At 41.7% G+C, this 18,988-nt stretch carries 17 protein-coding genes, 1 tRNA gene, 3 pseudogenes and 1 other annotated feature; of the genes and pseudogenes, 16 read left to right on the top strand and 5 right to left on the bottom strand.

The window, feature by feature from the left end; translation table 11 throughout:
- The first annotated feature begins 80 nt into the window (after positions 1-80).
- Positions 81-686 carry an ABC transporter permease gene (locus tag V7K89_RS28305; protein WP_335193179.1) on the top strand — a complete coding sequence of 202 codons (606 nt, stop codon included), beginning with the start codon at positions 81-83 and terminating at the stop codon, positions 684-686.
- 8 nt (positions 687-694) lie between these two features.
- Here V7K89_RS28305 and V7K89_RS28300 read toward each other — a convergent pair whose 3' ends face one another.
- Complete coding sequence (locus tag V7K89_RS28300; protein WP_335193175.1) at positions 695-1,204, bottom strand: hypothetical protein; 510 nt, start codon at positions 1,202-1,204, stop codon at positions 695-697.
- Positions 1,205-1,532: 328 nt separating this feature from the next.
- Between V7K89_RS28300 and V7K89_RS28295 the strand changes: the two genes are divergently transcribed.
- A complete protein-coding gene (locus V7K89_RS28295; protein WP_335193173.1) occupies positions 1,533-2,189 on the top strand; it encodes a hypothetical protein in 657 nt (218 codons plus the stop codon).
- 91 nt (positions 2,190-2,280) lie between these two features.
- Here V7K89_RS28295 and V7K89_RS28290 read toward each other — a convergent pair whose 3' ends face one another.
- A complete protein-coding gene (locus V7K89_RS28290) occupies positions 2,281-3,339 on the bottom strand; it encodes a glycosyltransferase (RefSeq protein ID WP_335193171.1) in 1,059 nt (352 codons plus the stop codon).
- Between the two features lie 467 nt (positions 3,340-3,806).
- On the opposite strand from V7K89_RS28290, the gene V7K89_RS28285 reads away from it, so the two are divergent.
- A complete protein-coding gene (locus tag V7K89_RS28285; protein WP_335193169.1) occupies positions 3,807-8,129 on the top strand; it encodes a DUF4347 domain-containing protein in 4,323 nt (1,440 codons plus the stop codon).
- A gap of 169 nt (positions 8,130-8,298) precedes the next feature.
- Here V7K89_RS28285 and V7K89_RS28280 read toward each other — a convergent pair whose 3' ends face one another.
- On the bottom strand, positions 8,299-9,243 hold the full coding sequence (locus V7K89_RS28280) for a glycosyltransferase family 2 protein (RefSeq protein ID WP_335193167.1): 945 nt from the start codon (positions 9,241-9,243) through the stop codon (positions 8,299-8,301).
- 153 nt (positions 9,244-9,396) lie between these two features.
- On the opposite strand from V7K89_RS28280, the gene rplS reads away from it, so the two are divergent.
- From rplS to rplL, 8 genes are all read left to right on the top strand, one after another.
- On the top strand, positions 9,397-9,759 hold the full coding sequence (rplS, locus tag V7K89_RS28275) for a 50S ribosomal protein L19 (protein ID WP_335193164.1): 363 nt from the start codon (positions 9,397-9,399) through the stop codon (positions 9,757-9,759).
- Between the two features lie 153 nt (positions 9,760-9,912).
- Positions 9,913-9,985 (top strand) — tRNA-Trp (locus V7K89_RS28270).
- Between the two features lie 188 nt (positions 9,986-10,173).
- Positions 10,174-10,395: a preprotein translocase subunit SecE gene (gene secE, locus V7K89_RS28265; protein WP_292780076.1), complete on the top strand. Its 222-nt coding sequence runs from the start codon at positions 10,174-10,176 to the stop codon at positions 10,393-10,395.
- The gene (gene nusG, locus V7K89_RS28260) at positions 10,395-11,042 is read left to right on the top strand and encodes a transcription termination/antitermination protein NusG (RefSeq protein WP_335193162.1); all 648 of its coding nucleotides are present in this window, start codon (positions 10,395-10,397) and stop codon (positions 11,040-11,042) included. Before secE ends, nusG begins: the two co-directional genes overlap by 1 nt.
- Before the next feature lie 6 nt (positions 11,043-11,048).
- On the top strand, positions 11,049-11,474 hold the full coding sequence (rplK, locus tag V7K89_RS28255) for a 50S ribosomal protein L11 (RefSeq protein ID WP_104904955.1): 426 nt from the start codon (positions 11,049-11,051) through the stop codon (positions 11,472-11,474).
- 147 nt (positions 11,475-11,621) lie between these two features.
- Positions 11,622-12,335, top strand: a complete 714-nt coding sequence (gene rplA, locus V7K89_RS28250; RefSeq protein WP_335193159.1) for a 50S ribosomal protein L1 — start codon at positions 11,622-11,624, stop codon at positions 12,333-12,335.
- A 59-nt stretch (positions 12,336-12,394) separates the two neighbouring features.
- Positions 12,395-12,562, top strand: a sequence feature (ribosomal protein L10 leader region).
- A gap of 62 nt (positions 12,563-12,624) precedes the next feature.
- On the top strand, positions 12,625-13,188 hold the full coding sequence (gene rplJ / locus V7K89_RS28245) for a 50S ribosomal protein L10 (protein WP_335193156.1): 564 nt from the start codon (positions 12,625-12,627) through the stop codon (positions 13,186-13,188).
- Positions 13,189-13,281: 93 nt separating this feature from the next.
- Complete coding sequence (gene rplL, locus V7K89_RS28240) at positions 13,282-13,674, top strand: 50S ribosomal protein L7/L12 (RefSeq protein WP_335193153.1); 393 nt, start codon at positions 13,282-13,284, stop codon at positions 13,672-13,674.
- A 402-nt stretch (positions 13,675-14,076) separates the two neighbouring features.
- Here the strand turns inward: rplL and smpB are convergent, their stop codons facing one another.
- On the bottom strand, positions 14,077-14,544 hold the full coding sequence (smpB, locus tag V7K89_RS28235; protein ID WP_094349892.1) for an SsrA-binding protein SmpB: 468 nt from the start codon (positions 14,542-14,544) through the stop codon (positions 14,077-14,079).
- 615 nt (positions 14,545-15,159) lie between these two features.
- On the opposite strand from smpB, the gene V7K89_RS28230 reads away from it, so the two are divergent.
- From V7K89_RS28230 to V7K89_RS28210, 5 genes and pseudogenes are all read left to right on the top strand, one after another.
- Positions 15,160-15,843 (top strand): response regulator transcription factor, encoded by a 684-nt coding sequence (locus tag V7K89_RS28230; protein WP_335193151.1) that lies wholly within the window; start codon positions 15,160-15,162, stop codon positions 15,841-15,843.
- Positions 15,844-16,067: 224 nt separating this feature from the next.
- A pseudogene (locus V7K89_RS28225) lies at positions 16,068-16,442 on the top strand (PfkB family carbohydrate kinase); the annotation flags it as partial.
- Positions 16,375-16,818 (top strand): annotated as a pseudogene (locus tag V7K89_RS28220) (aminotransferase class V-fold PLP-dependent enzyme); the annotation flags it as partial. The pseudogenes V7K89_RS28225 and V7K89_RS28220, both read left to right, overlap by 68 nt.
- Positions 16,819-16,864: 46 nt before the next feature.
- Positions 16,865-17,092, top strand: coding sequence for a hypothetical protein (locus V7K89_RS28215; RefSeq protein ID WP_335193148.1), 228 nt, complete (start codon positions 16,865-16,867; stop codon positions 17,090-17,092).
- Positions 17,093-17,097: 5 nt separating this feature from the next.
- Positions 17,098-17,523, top strand: a pseudogene (locus V7K89_RS28210) (PIN domain-containing protein).
- A gap of 318 nt (positions 17,524-17,841) precedes the next feature.
- On the opposite strand, the gene V7K89_RS28205 reads toward V7K89_RS28210, so the two are convergent.
- Positions 17,842-18,988: patatin-like phospholipase family protein (locus V7K89_RS28205; RefSeq protein ID WP_335193146.1), on the bottom strand; the 1,147-nt coding region annotated here is incomplete at its 5' end.

Here is an 18,988-nt window from a genome sequence, read left to right as displayed (position 1 = left end):
TCCCATCCTTTTGAAATTTGCGAGCGCTTGTGGGTGAAAAATCACCTTGAAGAAGATGAGGAAAAACTACGGGTTTCAAGATAGACATGGTTTATTTGGAATTTATCTTACCGGGAATGGTGGCATTGTCGTCGATGACGGTTAGCTTTGCTGGAACGACATTTTCGATTTGTGGAGAGAGACTATTTACTAAAACCTTTGAGGAATTATTATTGACTCCCATACATCCCTTAGCGTTGTATATCGGTAAAATGCTGGCGGGAGTCGTGCGGGGTTTGATGACTTCCGGTTCCGTGATTTTGGTAGCGCTGCTGTTGACAGGGAACTGGAATTTTCTCAACCCACTGTTTTTACTGTTGGTGGCGCTCAATTGTGCGGTATTTGCTGGATTAGGGGTGATTGTAGGGTTGAGTGTGCGATCGCTCGAATCAGTCGGACTCTACAACAACTTTATCATTATCCCCATGTCCTTCTTAGGAGCGACTTTCTTTGACCCTGCTACACTACCAGCGGCTTTGAAAGTTTTAGTTTACCTGCTGCCACTAACCTACGCCAGTATTGGATTGCGTGCAGCTGCCCATTTACCCTTGTCTCAGTTTCCTTGGTACAGCATACCGATTTTGCTGGTGGTTGCGATCGCTCTTTCTCTGTGGGGTGGTTATAAATTTGCTCATCAACAAGATTAAAACGTTGATTACAATTTGTGCTTTAACTGTTGAATTTTCTGTAAAACTTTTTCCCGATGCTGCGTCAGCTTGATCCATCGCGGTAGGCGACTGGCAAGACTGCCATTGTGCCAACCTAATGATTCATCTGGCAAGCGTTCTCGCAACCTTGATTGAATATAGCTTTCCAAGAAGTTCAAATGAGCTTCATTATATGCCCATAGTACCTGACCGCAACAAGAAGTTTGTAGCCACAGGGGTAAGCCAAAAAAATGGTCTAATATTCCATAACGAGAATTTCTTTTATCCCTATAATTGTTCTGCCACAATAGCAGTGCAGATTTTCGTTTGGCAGCATTTGACTGTTGTTTTGTATAGCTACAGTGCTGACAGGTAATTCTTTTAATGGAACTAAGACTTGATTGCTCAGAGTTTACAGTCAATATCTTGGCAGTGTGATCGCATTGGGGACAACGTACTAAAATTTCTTGCTCAAAATTAGCAAGCCGTTTGCCATAGTCTCTAAATCTTATAACCATTTCATCTCAAACCTGCTATGTAGAGTCCCCATAAGTCATTAAAAGTCAGGATAATTTTATTTATATTACACATATTGTCTAATCTGTCAATGTATAAGTTATAATCTGGATTTTTTATAAAGATTGCGTGAAATTCCTAATTATCGTGATAAAGCATTACAAGAATTGCTTTATAAATCAACCTATGAGTAAATATCAACTCAGTCAGCAAGCACACATTAACCACTATTTATCTAGCTGATAAATAGCAGTTGAGAAATGAGTTTTTGCGTTTGATTTAAACCATGCGGGATAGCATTCTGCGAATCAATATTCAAAGGACACAAATATGACTAGAATTGCCACAAAAATAGCCTTGTCTGTTCTCGGAGCAGCAGGAATTAGTTTTTTGTCTTGGACACCAGCAAGAGCCGTCATTTTTGTAGAACCGATTGTGACGACTAAAAATCAAGATATACTCGACGCAAAAAAACCAAGAACCCTTACAGATTACCTACCAGGGCAAGTAATAGAATATGGTGTTCCAGACGTAGCTAATAACTTTTTAAATGCCACTGGTCACGATATAAACAGCTTGGTCTTTGATTTAAAAACGCTGTCTTATAGTAATCCTAATTCTACTCCACCATTTGATAATGAAGCAGTGCAATGGGGAGATGTTAATGGAGATGGGAAGATTGGTAACTCTGCTAACCCCGATTTAAAAGATATTTTTACAGACATTAACATTGCTGGTAGTACTATCACTTTTAGTGGTGGCGTCATCCCAAACGGAACTCTATTTTACAATCCATTCGCTACCCTGCCTAATCTAGCGCCGGGTGCTGGAATCATTCCACCAATTCCAGCAGAGCAAGCAGATAAAGATGGGCCGATCAGAGTGGCTGCTTATTATACTGCTGTTCCTGAATCAACTAACATTTTAGGTGTACTGGTCTTTGGCGCTTTAGGCGTAGCTTTAAAATCAAAGCGATCGTTCTGTTAAGGGGATTGGAGAAGCAGGGGAGCAGAGGAGAAGTTGCAATAAGTTTTTCCCCTCTGCCCCTTTGCACCTCTGCCTCTTGTGCCCCATACCCTCATTCTGTAATTAACTCCCGATACACTGTCATTGTTTCCTGATGGACGCGGGCAACACTTAGCCTTTCTAGGTTTTTCTTTGCCCGCTGTTTCCACTCTTGTAGCATCTCGACGTTACTTAGTAATTGCACTAAAACCCCAGCTAAAGCATGACTATCTTTTGCTGGCACCAAAAGACCTGCTCGCCCGTTGTCTAAAGCTTCAGGAATCCCGTCTACCTGAGTGCCGACGATCGCAGTTCCAATTTCCCTAGCTTCCGAAAGTACCAGAGGGCAAGGGTCACGGTGAGAAGCAAGCACAAAGATGTCACAAGATATCAGATAGCGTTGAGGTTCTGGTTGGAAGCCTTCAAAATGAATGCGTTCTTTTACAGAAGTTGCTTGTGCCTGTGCCTCAAATAGCTGTTTATCAGGGCCATTTCCTACCAAATAAAGATGGGCTTGGGGAAAATCTGAGGCAATTTGTTCAAAGGCAGCAATTAACTCAGCAATTCCCTTGCGTTGATACATCCCGGCTACAGTGGCGATCACTGGATGCTGTAATGGTAAAGGTTGATAATCTTGTATCTGTCGGGTGCGGGGACTACCTAAAGTGCCGTTACATACTACCCGCAATTTATTTTCTGAAATACCACGCTTAATCATCGAATCTCGCACAGCCTTACTGACAGCAATTACCCTGTCAGCTAAACCCATCAGCAGGCTGGCACGCTGAAATTCGTTATGGACTGTAGAAACTAAAGCATATTTGTTTCCTTTAAAAATACGTGCTAGTATTACCCCCGTCATCATGTGGGCATGAACAATATCCGGTTGAAATTCAGCTGCGATCGCTCGGTAACGTATAGCTGCTTTGATCGTATTTATCAGTTTTCTGCTTTGGTCTAATTGGTAATGTTTGACACCACAAATATCTAATAAAGCCTCGTATTCTCCACCAGCAGAAACAACCGCGACTTCATAACCAGATTTCGCCTGTAGACAAGCCAGATCCACAGCCACATTCACAATACCGTTACCTATTTCTTGAACGTGATTCAAAATATGTATGATTCGCATAAGCTTTGAGATGTGTATGAAAAATAAAGATAAGTAACTGAATAGAAATCAACATAATTATTGAGGTCTTCAGCGACAACTAAAAAGTAGTCAGTAGTGGGTAAAATTCACTACTTTCTACTGATTAATAGTGCTTGTAACCAGTTACTTAGCTTAAAGACTTATTCAGTAACGGCTCAATAAATCGGGGTAAAACTTCAAAATTATAAAGACTGAATCTATTATTTCAAGTTTTCTATTTCCCAATAGCTGGTATCGAAACTCTAGTACAAGACAGCAGCCAAAACAGAGAATAAAAACCTTTTTGAAATACTGCTTTACAAAAACATTAATTTGCTTGATTATAAGTAAGAAAATTAATGGTAACAAATAATTCATTATTACTGTTAATAATTGTGTGAAAGCCCAGTAATGATAAAGCTTCAGTCAGTTTGGTTAAACTTCTAACCTTAGTTTAAGGTGAAAAAATGGCAACATTACATACTCCACACTTCCAATTAAATCCCGTAATTCCCACCTCATATACACATAACCTAGTCTTCATAGACACAGCAGTTGAAGACTATCAGAATTTAATTAACGGTATTATTCCCAACACTGAAGTATTCGTTATTAAGCCGACACAGAATGGTATTGAGCAAATTACAGAGATTTTGGCAACTCGCGCTGACCAGAATCTTAATAGCATTCATATTGTTTGCCACGGTGTCCCCGGTAGCTTGCAACTGGGCAACACTCACTTGGGACTTGATACCCTCGAATACTATAGCCAGCAACTGCAACAATGGCAGAAGATATTTTCCACTTCGTCCAAAACTGCTATATCATTAGTTACACCTGCTACAACATCTGTAGCCAACTTACTCATCTATGGTTGCAACGTCGCTTACGGTGATGTGGGGTCAGAATTTGTTGCCAAACTGCATCAACTCACAGGAGCGAACATTGCTGCTTCGCGTCAACTGATAGGCAGTACGACATTAGGAGGCAACTGGGAACTGGAAGTACGTACCACTGGTATGGAAGTAAATTTGGCGTTTACAGAAACTACTCAGAAAGCTTACGCAGGAGTACTGGCGACCTTCACAGTGAACAATACCGGAGACACAGATGATGGTGATGCGAACAACGGCTTTACCACACTTCGGGAAGCAATTAACTTAGCTAATGCTACTGCTGGGGATGATACCATTACTTTTGGGGGAGTGTTCAAGGATACCACCCCAGATATTATCACTCTCACCTCTGGGCAACTGAAAATTACCGATGATGTCACCATTCTTGGAACTGGGGCATCAAATCTTACAGTAAGCGGAAATAATACCTCTAGGGTGTTTGAGATATCGGGATTAGGAAGAGATGTCAGTATTGATGGTTTAAAAGTTGCTAACGGTAATGATAGCGGTATTTTGGTTAATAACAATACCCTTCTTATCCTGACTAATAGTAATGTCTCTAATAATACGGCAACCTCCAACGGTGGCGGTATCAATAACAAAGGCACCCTTAAGCTTACCAATACTAATGTTTCTGGCAATACGGCAACCTATAGCGGCGGCGGTATCGCTAATCAAGGCATTCTCAGCCTAACTAAAAGCAGCATCTTTGACAATACGGCAACCTCCAGCGGTGGCGGCATTTATAGCAAAGGCATCCTCAACCTAACTAAAAGCAACGTCTCTGGTAATACGACAACCTCTATCGGTGGCGGCATTTATACCGAAGGTGACTTAAAGCTTACCAATAGCACTGTCTCTAACAATACGGCGAACAACGGTGCAGGCATTTACAACGGAGGAGATTTTATTAATAGTATCGGTACAGCCAGCCTGACTAATAGTACTGTATCTGGCAATAAGGCGTTAGAGGATGGCGGTGGCATTAATAACTTTAGATCCCTTAACCTGATTAACAGCACGATTACCAATAACACCGCTGACTCAAATGGCGATGGTGTTGGTAATGGTGGTGGCATTTTCAGTCTTGAGCCTGATTATTATCTTGAGAACCCACTCACCGTTGTGGGCAACACCATTATTGCAGGCAACTTCGACAAATCTAGTTCCGGCGATATCAACCCCGATGTATCCGGCATCAGTTTCAAGGATTTAGGCAATAACCTGATTGGTAATCAGACTGGTAGCACTGGTTTTACTACCAGCACCTTAGTGGGCACTAACACCAGTCCCATTGACCCAAAACTCGGGCCGCTGCAAAATAACGGTGGTGAAACCTTAACTCATGCCTTACTTGCAAGTAGTCCCGCCATTAACGCAGGCAATAATTCCCTAGTTCCAACTGGTGTCACCACTGACCAAAGAGGTGCTGTATTTAACCGAATTTTTAACGGCAAAGTAGATATTGGTGCTTATGAAGTCCAGTCTCCCATCGCCCCACTACCTATTAACACTGACACCGTAGTGACTAATACCAACGATTCTGGGGCAGGGTCGTTGCGGCAGGCGCTCCTGAATGCCAATGCAACTGCTGGGGCAGATACGATTACCTTTGCAGACAGCGTGTTTACTGATGCCACCCCAGATATCATCACCCTTACCTCTGGTCAACTGACGATTACTGATGATGTAACCATTGTGGGAACTGGAGCATCTCAGCTGACCATCAGCGGTAATAATGCCTCCAGTGTATTCGAGATCGCGGGTACAGGGACAGATGTCAGCATTGATGGTTTGAAGATTGCCAATGCTAATGATGTCATATATGGCAGTATTTTCCTCAATAGTAATACTAGCCTCAACTTGACTAATAGCATTGTCTCAGACAATCAGGGAGCAGTAGGAGGCATCTTTAACAGAGGCAACCTCAGCCTGACCAACACCACTGTCTCTGGCAATCGGGGGTCCTCATTAGGTGGTGGTGTATTTAACACAGGTACTCTTAACCTGACTAATAGTACTGTCTCTGGTAATAGTGCATACATCTACAATTTATTCTATGCTTACGGCGGCGGCATATTTAACACAGGCACTCTCAAGATAACGGGAAGTACCGTATCTAATAATACGGCATTTGCTGAGGCTGTAGCGTACCGTTTTCCTAACTTCTACCCATCCTATGGTGGTGGCATTTATAACTCCGGCACCGTCGATATAACAGGAAGCACTATCTCTGGTAATACGGCAAGAGAAGGAGACGGCGGTGGCGTCTTTAATGATGGTACTTTTAGCCTGACTAACAGTACTGTCTCTGATAATAATGTAAATTTTAGGGGCGGTGGCATCTATAACAACAACGGCACTCTTACCCTCACTAACGATACTATTACCAATAACGAGGCAACAAATGGCTACAACACTTATGCTGAGAATGGGGGCATTTTCAATGAATCTGATGGTACTGTTATTGTTGGAAATACCATCATTGCAGGCAACTTAATAAGTAGTGTTTCCAACGACGTTGAAGGAAACTTCACTGACCTCGGCAATAACCTGATTGGCGATAATACTGGTAGCACTGGCTTTACTACCAGCACCCTCGTCGGCACCAACGCCAATCCTATCGACCCCAGACTCAGCCCCCTGCAAAATAACGAAGGTGCAACCTTTACTAATGCCTTAATTGGGGATAGCCCCGCTATTAATGCAGGCAATAATGCTCTAATTTCAGCAGGTATAACTACCGACCAACGTGGCGCTGGATTTGACAGAATATCTGAGGGTACAGTTGATATTGGTGCCTTAGAGTTCAACGGGGTGAATGGAACCAATGGCGCTGATAATCTAGTGGGCAACAATTCTAATGAAATAATTAATGCTCAAACTGGGAATGATACGATCGCAGGTAATCAAGGCAATGACATCTTAACTGGTGGCAGTGGCAAAGATAAATTTGTTTACAATTTAGGTGACGGTGTTGATATCATCACTGATTTCGATGGGTTAGGTAAAGGCTCAAATTCCTCAGCAGCGAGTGTTGGCGAATTGGATACCCTGAAATTCCAAGGTGCTGGATTGACTGTCCGAAATCTGCTACTCACCCGAAATAGTAACAATCTGGAAATCACCTTTGAAGGGGTAGCTGATGACAAAATTATCCTGCAAAACTTTCCCCTGGAAAACCTAGACAACCTATGGACAGTGGGCAATATCTTGTTTGATGGGCAAAGCAGCATTCGTGACAGCTTTGATGTCTTCAATGCCAACTCTACTCAAAACACCATTTTCAACAAAAACACAGTCACCTTTCTCAATGAACTAAACAATAATGTCAATGGTTTTGACAACTCAGATGATGTCATTAATGGTCAAGGGGGTTATGACCGCATTGACGGCTTAAGTGGCAACGACCTTCTACGTAGTGGTGCAGGTTACGAGGAGGATACCCTCATTGGTGGTGCTGGCGATGATACACTCATTGGTGGTGGCGGTCAGGATAGCCTCATCGGAGGTGCTGGTAATGACATCCTCTTTGCTAGTGAGGGTAATGATATTCTTATCGGAGATACTGGTAATGACATTCTCTTTGCTAGTTATTTTGATGATACCCTGACTGGCGGTAGCGGTAATGACCAGTTCGTCTACCAAGCTTCTAGCATTGGTAATACGATTACTGACTTTAATCAGAGCGAGGATAAGTTAATCATTACTGACTGGCTTAAGAGTCGAGGCTACACTGGCAGCAATCCCATCGCTGATGGCTACCTACAGTTTGTGCAATCGGGTACTTCTACACAAGTTAATTTCACTAAGGATGATGACATCTTGGCAAGCTTGAATTTGAATAATTTCACAGCTACCAATCTGGTAGTTGGTACTAACGTTATCGTCTAGCACTCAGAAAATTTCTCACCCTATCTGCAACCCTCTCTTGATAAAGCAGAGGGTTGCAGGTGGCTTTCGTCCATGTGTTGTATTCTTTTTAAAATTGGTATTATTTACTTCTTCATTTCTGTAAAAGCTAAGTTTTGAACAGCAAAAACTATTGTTAACACTTAAAAAGTTACGACTCAATCAACACAAGTTTACGGATCTGAGAATTGTTTCCCTGAGAGCGGCGTGATGAGGCAGCAGTTAGTAAAAACTTCCAAGATTGAGGAGAAAGTATAGAAGAATCTATCATTGAAAGAAAACTCTTGAGATTTTTTTGCTTTAATGCTACTAAAATCCAATGGAGTTTCAGGTAATTTTTTATATCTTGAAAAAGAGGAATCTTTGAGCGATATTGCTCATTTACCAAAGCGTAAATTTTTTCCTTCATCAAAATATTTGTCGCCAACCGCCGAGACAAAGAAAACTTTTGATTATATGCACCAGGCCAGATTGTGCGGTAAGCAAGACACTGATTGAAGAAAATCGCATCGCCAAACTGAGCAATCCGAATCCAGGAATCGATGTCATCACAGTTAGCATCGAGTGTGGAGTCCCAACCACCAGTTTGCAGGAAAGCATCACGTCGACAAGCTACTTGTACAGGTGTGCCAAAGGGTACAAGCTCTAAAAGCATCCCGTAGTGAATATCGGCTTGCGGGATATAAAAAGCTAAACCAGGGCCGACTTGGGGAGTGCGAGAAAGTTCAACTTGATTCCCATCCACCTGAGCCGCCACACAAGAGCAGATTACAGCATCGGGACGAAGTGCGATCGCCTTTGCCATCTCTTCTATACAGTTAGGCGCTAAATAGTCATCATCATCTAAGAACTTAATCCAGTCGCCGCTAGCTTTGGCAACTCCAGCATTTATCGTTGCTGCATGACCAAGGTTCACTTCGTTACGGTGGTAAACAACTTTGTCCCCTAAGCTTTTAAGATAGGTTTGGGTGTCATCAGAAGAACAATCGTCAGCAACAACCACCTCGCACTCAATTGTTTGGTTACGAGCCGAATCAATTGCTCTTTGTAGCAAATTCAAGCGATTATAGGTACTGATGACGACGCTAAATTTCATAAATTTCACCCTTATGGTATAGCATTTTGCAATATAGCTTTGATCTTTAGGCTGTTGTATCAGTAAAATTATCAATCCTAACAAGTAGACTGAAATAGGATTATCGATTTATCATTGATGATTGTGAGTTTTTTTTAAGCAGACAGAAAGACTATGAACGCTCAAGAGGTTATCCGCTCCATTGAAGCGGAACAGATAAAATCAAATGTGCCCGACATTTATGTGGGCGACACTGTAAAAGTGGGAGTAAAAATCAAGGAAGGCGAAAAATACCGCGTACAACCCTACGAGGGAGTAGTAATTGCCAAACGCAATGGCGGCATCAACGAAACTATTACAGTTCGTAAGGTTTTTCAAGGCGTGGGCGTTGAGCGGGTATTTCTGTTGCATTCTCCCCGGATTGACAGCATCAAAGTATTACGTCGTGGTAAAGTACGCCGTGCTAAATTATATTATCTCCGCGATCGCGTAGGTAAAGCAACCCGGATCAAGCAACGGTTTGACCGCCCTTTGTGATTCGTCCTTCAAAATTATGAGAGAAATCTCTTTTCTTCAAGCGGCATCTGCCGCTAACTTGTTTTCCCAACAAAATTAAGATATGATGTAAATCGCATATTGCGTTAAACTAAAATTTAGTTCAGCGCAATCACTGAATCCGAAACAGGTTGTGCGCTCTTAGTTCAGTTGGTAGAACGCAGGTCTCCAAAACCTGATGTCGGGGGTTCAAGTCCTCCAGGGCGCGCTCAAGAGCAAAAAACAAAGCCCGAAATAATTACGCAGCTGCTAATATAGCAGTTAGCGCTAATAATTTCGGGTAAACTTATTGTATTTGCAGTTATTTTGCTGACAGTAAGTGAAATAGAGTCGAAACTGCAAAACCTAGATGACAGTTAAACAGGATCTAGTATAAGAAACGGGGGATAAACGGTCGTGGCCAAAAAAAGTGAAGCAGAATTGCCAGAAACCGCGAATGGTTTTAGCTTTGGCAACTTCATACAGGGAACCAAAGAAGAACTTGAAAAAGTAGTTTGGCCCAGTCGGAAACAGATAGTGAGCGAATCCGCCGCTGTATTGTTAATGGTGGCACTCTCCGCATCTTTGATATACTTGGTCGATGGATTGTTTCATTGGGCAGCAAAACAGGTGTTCTAATGAGCTTTGCAACAGATGAACCACGCAACTCAATGTTGCAGTCAGAGGAAACAGAAGCAGCAGAAGCAGCAGAAGCAGCGTTAAAAGAAGCACGCTGGTATGCAGTACAAGTAGCTTCAGGCTGTGAAAAGCGTGTAAAGACTAACTTGGAGCAACGTATTCAAACTTTTGATGTAGCTGACAAAATTATCCAAGTAGAAATTCCGCAAACGCCAGCGGTGAAAATCCGCAAAGATGGCAGTCGCCAGCATACAGAAGAAAAAGTTTTCCCTGGCTATGTGTTGGTGCGAATGATGATGGATGATGATACTTGGCAGGTGGTACGCAACACCTCTCATGTAATTAACTTTGTTGGTTCCGAACAAAAACGTGGTAGTAGCAAGGGTCGCGGTCATGTTCATCCCATACCACTGAGTTCTTCAGAAGTTGAACGTATATTCAAACAAACTAGCGAACAAGAAGCTGTTGTCAAAATTGACATGGCTACTGGTGATAAGATAATGGTGCTTTCTGGTCCATTTAAAGACTTTGAAGGCGAGGTGATTGAAGTCTCTCCAGAGCGGAGTAAACTTAAAGCCTTGCTCTCAATTTTCGGCAGGGATACACCAGTAGAATTGGAATTTAATCAGGTAGAGAAACAGAGCTAAATACAAATGGCGAAGAAAATAGTGGCGGTCATAAAACTGGCCCTGAATGCTGGAAAAGCCAACCCAGCACCGCCAGTCGGGCCCGCCTTGGGTCAACATGGTGTCAACATCATGATGTTTTGTAAAGAGTACAACGCCAAAACAGCAGATCAAGCTGGAACGGTAATACCTGTAGAAATTTCGGTTTTTGAAGACCGGAGTTTTACATTCGTACTCAAAACGCCACCCGCATCAGTGCTGATTCGGAAGGCGGCGAAAGTTGAAAAAGGCTCGAATGAACCCAACAAAAAGAAAGTTGGGTCAATAACCAAAGCACAATTGCAAGAAATAGCCCAAACCAAACTCCCCGACCTCAACGCCAACGATATCGACGCAGCAATGAAGATTGTGGCAGGAACGGCTAAAAATATGGGCGTAACAGTCACGGATTAGTCATTGGTCATTAGTCATTAGTAAAAAATTAGCAAATGACAAGGGACAAATGACATAGACGCGCCAGCGGCTTCCCGCAGGGTAGGACAAGTAACTAAAAACTATCGGGGGAGAGGCGAGGCTTCGGAATTACCCCAGGAGAACAAAATGGCAAAAATATCGCGTCGTTTGCAAGGTCTGCAAGCAAAAGTAGAAGACAAGGACTATGAACCCCTAGAGGCTTTAGCCCTTCTTAAAGACACAGCAACAGCTAAATTTACCGAAGCTGCTGAAGCGCATATCAGGTTGGGAATTGACCCCAAGTATACAGACCAACAGTTGCGGACAACGGTAGCACTGCCTAAAGGTACAGGGCAAATCGTCCGCGTGGCGGTGATAGCCAGAGGTGAAAAGGTAAACGAAGCTAGCAGTGCTGGTGCTGATTTAGTTGGGTCAGAAGAACTGATTGACGAAATCCAAAAAGGTAGACTGGATTTTGACAAGCTGATTGCCACACCCGATGTGATGCCACAGGTGGCAAAGCTGGGTAAGTTGCTTGGGCCGCGTGGTTTGATGCCATCGCCCAAGGGTGGAACTGTAACATTTGACTTAGCAGGTGCGATCGCAGAATTTAAAGCAGGTAAATTAGAATTCCGAGCCGATCGAACTGGTATTGTCCATGTTATGTTTGGTAAGACAACCTTCTCGCCTGAAGATTTGTTAGTCAACCTGAAGGCATTGCAGGAGACGATTGACCGTAACCGTCCTTCAGGAGCTAAAGGTCGTTATTGGCGGACATTTTATGTGTCAGCCACAATGGGGCCCTCAATAAAAGTTGATATCAGTGCCCTACGAGATTTAAAACTGAGCCAAGCAAGTTAATTGTTAGTCATTAGCCATTAGTCATTTGTAAAGGCAAAAAACAAATGACAAAAAATGACAAAATTAAATAGACAAAGCCAGAGACAGCAGGTGTTAACAGCTTAATATCCTGCCGAGGTTAAAACTCTAATTGTCAGAATTACCACCCATAAAGGTGTGATAACTATGGCGTCAAGAGTCTTACTACTCAACCCTGGCTATATTAGCTGGGGTTTGTTGTTTAGGTTCAAATTGAGAAAAAACACACAACTAGGGCATTTCCCCGATTGTTTAAGGAGGTGAGATTGGAATGGGTAGAACACTAGAAAATAAAAAAGAAATAGTAGCTGACCTCAAAGAAACTTTGAGTGAGTCAACTCTGGCACTGGTAATTGATTATCAGGGGCTAACAGTTTCGGAAATCACAGACTTACGGCGGCGGTTACGTCCCAGTGGCACTGTTTGTAAGGTGACGAAGAACACCTTAATGGGCATTGCTATCAAAGACGATGAAAAATGGCAGCCTTTGTCGGAATTGCTCAATGGTTCTTCCGCCTTTTTGCTGGTAAAAGAAGATTTCTCATCGGCAATTAAGGCATACCAAGAATTCCAAAAAGTCACCAAGAAGACAGAACTTCGCGGTGGTGTACTGGAAGGTCGCCTACTCAAAGAACCTGATGTCAAGGTACTAGGAGACTTGCCATCTAAGGAACAACTCATCGCCCAAATTGCTGGGGGTATCAACGCCTTAGCTACCAAGATTGCTGTGGGTATCAATGAAGTTCCTGGTTCACTGGCTCGTGCTTTGCAGGCTGTGGCCGACCAAGAGCAAAGAGGTGGTAGCACCGAAACCACCGAAACTACTACTGAATAGACTTCGTGGGTCATCAGTCAAAAGTCAAAAGTCTATAGTTAAAGACCAATGACCGATGACAAATAAATAATCAAAATTACAGGAGTTATATCAATGTCTGCTACAACCGATCAAATTTTAGAACAACTAAAAACCCTGTCTTTACTGGAAGCTTCTGAGTTAGTCAAGCAAATTGAAGAAGCTTTTGGTGTGAGTGCTGCTGCACCTGTTGGTGTAGCCTTCACAGGTACTGGTGGTGGTGCTGCTGCTCCTGCTGAAGAAGCTGTTGAGCAAACTGAGTTTGAAGTGGTTCTCGAATCAGTCCCAGCTGATAAGAAGATTGCTGTGCTGAAGATTGTCCGAGAATTGACCGGTTTGGGTTTGAAAGAAGCTAAAGACTTGGTGGAAGCTGCCCCCAAGGCAGTTAAAGAAGGTGTTGCTAAGGATGCCGCTGAAGATGCTAAGAAGCGCATCGAAGAAGCTGGCGGTAAGGTGACTGTTAAGTAGTCACAATTGTATTACCAGTTTTTTATTAAGGAGTCTAAGTTAGGCTCCTTTTTTTATCGTAAGTCTTATGTTGCAGATAAAAATACTATTAAGTACATATTACAAGGCTCATTTTTTATTAAAAGAGCAAGGGTTACATTAATCCCTCTTTTGTCACTCTGGGTAAATAAAAATTGGGGCTAAATGATGAAACCTAGATTTAGTGGGAAGATTAGCGATCGCAAACTAATAGAAACCTCCAAACAGAGCTCTATAGGCAAAATCCTGTCTGGGCAAGAGTTACAGATTATTCTCTACCGAAAGTGACAAAAGAGGGATCAGAACTTACGCTGTAGACATACAACATAATTTTCACAGCAATCAGTTTCTCACTCTTACTGTGGTAGTTTAGTAAACCGATCCTCAATAGCTTTTCATAGCCCGTTGAATGTCACGCTGGTCTTGGCGTCGTTTCAGGTCTTCTCGTTTATCGTGGAGCTTTTTACCTTTGCCAAGGGCTATACTCACTTTTAGCCAGCCTCGTTTCAGATACATTTTCAAAGGGATTAAAGTTAAACCCTGCTGTTCGACTTTGCCAATTAGCTTACGAAGTTCTTGGCGATGCAATAGTAGCTTGCGTGTACGCCGTGGTTCATGATTAAAATATTGTCCACTAGCGTTGTAAGGTGAAATATGCACATTAATCAACCATGCTTCGCCATTGCGAAGCAAAGCATAGCCATCTTGGAGATTGACTTTACCCGCACGAATCGACTTCACCTCTGTTCCTGTCAACTCAATTCCAGCTTCGTAAGTTTCTAGAATTTCATACAAATAACGGGCTTGACGGTTGTCGCAAATAACTTTGTAACCTTCGTTCTTGTCGCTCATTGATAATTTTGTGTGCTTTAAATGTACCTAAAAAATTATTTGGATTAGCTTGTGAATTATAGGGTGTATCTTAGAACCGCTATAAATGGTGAACTGTATATCACTAATTTAGCTTTTCTAAGTTCACAATTAAGGTTTTCTGACAATTTTAAGTTAGCTGATACCGATTACCTCTGAGGTTTCATAGAACAAGTTGTCTGAAAAACTTGTCTCACCAAGCCTGATTTAGTGCAGTTTCACAAATAGACTTACCTATCAAGTAGGGGCAATACCCTGCAGGAATCCACTTCTCTACGAGATGCTGCTTCTTTGTATGAGTATAGTCCTGACAAAGAATTGGTATAACACTAATGAACATTAACTCTCCTTTATTGATGAGTTGTTACAAATTACAAAGCTCTTTATACCTCCTAAAGACTGGGAGTCTAAGGTGGTTACACTTCGTTAACCTTCCTAATGATTTAAGATTTTCCTTATAAATAAACCCTCAGAGCAGTCATTAGCTGGTAATCCTGTCATAGTATGAAACATAAGAACATTATTATTGTCTGTGTTTATTAACGAAGTACATAAAAACAAATTTCTGAGTAAAAAAATGCTAGGGGTGTATTATCCATGCCCTTGACGATCCTTGTAGTGGATGATGATTTGGGCACTCGTCTGTCTGTTAGCGACTATCTTGAACTGTCTGGCTACTCAGTGATCACGGCTAATGACGGTCAAGAGGCTTTGTTTATGGTAGATGAGTATCATCCTGATTTGATTGTCACAGATATTGTTATGCCACGGATGAATGGTTATGAACTGGTGCGCCGGGTGCGTCAACAACCAGTGTTTCGTTTATTGCCTGTAATTTTATTAACAGCACGTATTAAGACCCAAGAAAGAATTCTGGGCTACCAGTCAGGGTGCGATTTATATTTACCCAAGCCTTTTGAACTGGAAGAATTAGCAGCAGCAATCCGCAATCTTTTAGAGCGATCGCAAATTATCCAATCAGAATATCGTTTTTCTCATAAAGACAGTTTGGGCATTTCCGGCTTGACAAAAGCGGAGGATGCTCATAATTCTTTGTCCACTCAAACTCAGAAATCCCATCTGCACTCAGCCTTAACTCATAGAGAACAGGAAGTCTTAGAGTTATTGACTCATGGTCTTTCTAATGCCGAAATGGGTCATCAACTACACCTGAGTCCTCGAACCGTGGAAAAATACGTTAGCAGTTTATTGAGAAAAACCTCAACCAGCAACCGCGCGGAATTAGTCCGTTTTGCGATGAAGCATGGTTTAGTGGAATAAAAGTTAAAAGTTAAAAGTGAGGAGTGAGGAATTAAAACTCCTAACTCTTATTTTTTAATGAGTTAGGAAAAGTAGATAGTCAAAAGTATACCGAAGGACATATTCCCAAAAAGACTCGATTAGATATATGTTCGCAATTATGGCTACTGAACCCATAATTACAAACGAAGGAGTCGATAATTTACCTTATTGCCTAAAATATTTGTGCTGTTCAAAGGTAAATCCCCTATGGTTTTTATTCATTAGTAGACATTATTACACCAAATGAAGTTGAAGCAGCGCAATTGGTTGGTTTTCTTGTGAATGGAGAGGAACAAGCAGCCAAAGCAGCTATGGTTTTGTTGGAAAAAGATGTGAAATGTGCGATTGTCAAATTAGGTGCTAAAGGTGTTTTTTGTGCGACTGCTGGAGAAAATTTTTTTGTACCTGCGTTTTCAGTTCATGTAGTTGACACAGTAGCCGCAGGTGATGCTTTCAATGGTGGTTTAGCGGCAGCACTTTTTGAAGGACTTTTCTTACATCAAGCGGTTATTTGGGGTGCAGCAAGCAGCAGAATTAGCAACGCAAGAATTAGCTACAGAAACACCACGGTTGATTGAATTACGCGATCGCGCCTTTGCCCAATTAGCTGAGATTCCTGGTTTAATTCCTACAGGGGATGTTTGCGATCGTTTACCTCACCATGTCAGTATGTGCCTAGAAAACGCTAATGGCGAAAAACTCAGCGGTAAAACCTTGGTGCGACAGCTAAACCTTGCTGGTATTGGCATCAGTGCTGGTGCTGCCTGTCACAGTGGTAAACTTAGCCCTAGTCCAATATTGTTAGCAATGGGCTATTCCGAAAAAGCCGCTTTGGGCGGAATTCGCATCACATTGGGGCGTGATACGACTGAAGCTGATATAGATTGGACGGTAATGGTATTGAAACAAGTTTTGCAAAGGCTGACACTGGATTTATTTTTAGTTAAACGTTGATCGCTCATACTAAAATTGAGATACAGCATTTGTCGGAGTGTTTTCTATGTCGCTACAAGAGCTTAAAGAGCAAGCCCGTCAACTGCCACCAAGCGATCACCTTGAACTCATCCGTGCGATTATTGAATCCTTGCAAGATATTGCAACTCAATCACCTGAGCGATCGCGCATTATCAAGCAGATGAAAGGTTTATTGAAAACCGACCAGCCAGCGCCGACTGATGAACAAGTGGAGTTCATGCTAGAAGAGCGTCAGGTTGAGAAATATCTTTAATAATTTTGATTGATACCAACATTGTTCTAGATTATTTGCTAGACCGAGAGCCATTTCTGCAAGATGCCCAAGCCCTGTTTAATTTGATCGATTCTGGATAAGTGGTTGGATACGTGACTGCAACAACACTCACTGATATTTTCTACATCGCCTGCAGACAAACTCAAAGTATTGAACTTGCTAGACAGGCAGTTTCAACCATACTGGCGGTATTAGTTATTTGCTCTGTGAATCGGGCTATTTTAGAAGCAGCTTTTGCATCTGGTTTAGCAGATTTTGAGGATGCGGTACAAATTTATTGTGCAGTTGCTCAGAATTTAGACGCGATCGTTACTCGCGATTTGCAAGGGTTTTCCAATTCAGCTATACCCGTTTTATCAGTACATCAACTATTAGAGCAGCTTGGGTCAGTTGGGAAGACGCAGGATTAGTCATTTCAGTATAACGAAGAAGTGCGATCCCAATTTCATGCAAGTTCCTGAGTAGGAGAGGGGGGAGTGTAACTCCTATGTCACGGTTGCCGAATGGGTTAAACAAGCTTTTTACAGTCAGGTAAATTTTGAGCCGAATGTAATTGTTTAAGGTTGATTACATACTTTGTTAGCTACGAAAAACCATTTCCACCGAAATACGTTCAATTGATTTGATCTATGAAAATTGTAAGCCGCAGATATCCGAATTTTTTTAGAATTCGGATATCTTGTTTTTCACAAATTATTCAGGATTGCTAGAGTTACCTAGCAACGATGTCAAACCGATAGCGTCTCGGTTTGATTCCTAGTTGTATGAGTAACAAAATTATTGTCAATGAATTGTCTAATTGCCTCTTTTACTTGAGGTCCTTCACCATATACTCTGGACTCATAAATCAGACCATAGTCAATGAAGGCCTGAGTCGCAGCAATCAAAGTGGTAATATTTTTCTCTGTGGAATCATCCATCTCTTCATTTACACGCATATCCTTCTCATAATCCTTGTATTTTTTGGGGTTTATATTTACAGCTTTAACTAAATGCTTATTTTTCCTTTCCTCTTTTTTTTCTATGAGAGTACGAGTCATTTTATAATTTTCATTTGCTGAGATTTTGTATCTCTCATTCAAATCAAAATCCAATCGGAGATAGTGCCCTGACTCAAAACCTCCAAGGATATTTTGACAAATCGTAGTATGTACTTCACTTGTTGGCTCCATGAACACATCTACAAGCCGTTCTACCCAGCTTAATTTGTGCCATTTTTTTATTTTTTCATATTCAAATGGGTTCGCACTTCTACCTGTACCGATAGAAAGTACAGAAATATCCTCTAGTTTGAGATTCTCTAAATTATATTTTTTCTTATCTTCTAGCGATAGTTTTGGAGAACGACTCACTTTTAAAGCATGACTAATTGCTGCCAAAGATGGATTATTGGCACAAACTCCACCATCAATATGAGGAAATGACCATTTACCAAATTTCTCTTCGTCAAATGCTTTTAACTCGCGTGGTGGGAAGAAAGTTGGCGCTGATGCCGAACTAATACATATATCTTTGAGTGGAATTCCATCGTACCATTGATCGCCCAAATCAGGATGTAAATTGGTGAAAAAAGTTGTGTTGCGATAACGCATATCATAGGCAAGAATCAACAATATGATATTGGGAATTTCGCCAATTTTAGTCTCACCCAAAGTAGAATCATCTTTAAGCGCATTCTCTAATCCATCATGAGAATATTTAGGTGAAAATATATTTCTGACAAATCGCCAGGGTTTTTCAAAATTCCTTGGCTGCGGGAAGATATCCTTGGCTTTTGTTTTATATATAGCAGTTCCTGCTTGAGTGCAATACAGTATGGGATGATGGAGTATATCAACGTCTAAGTGCCTGTAGAATGAAACCTTACTCCTGTGA

Source organism: Nostoc sp. (assembly GCF_036917515.1).
Taxonomy (GTDB): Bacteria; Cyanobacteriota; Cyanobacteriia; order Cyanobacteriales; family Nostocaceae; genus Nostoc.
This window is presented reverse-complemented; position numbering and strand designations above follow the sequence as displayed.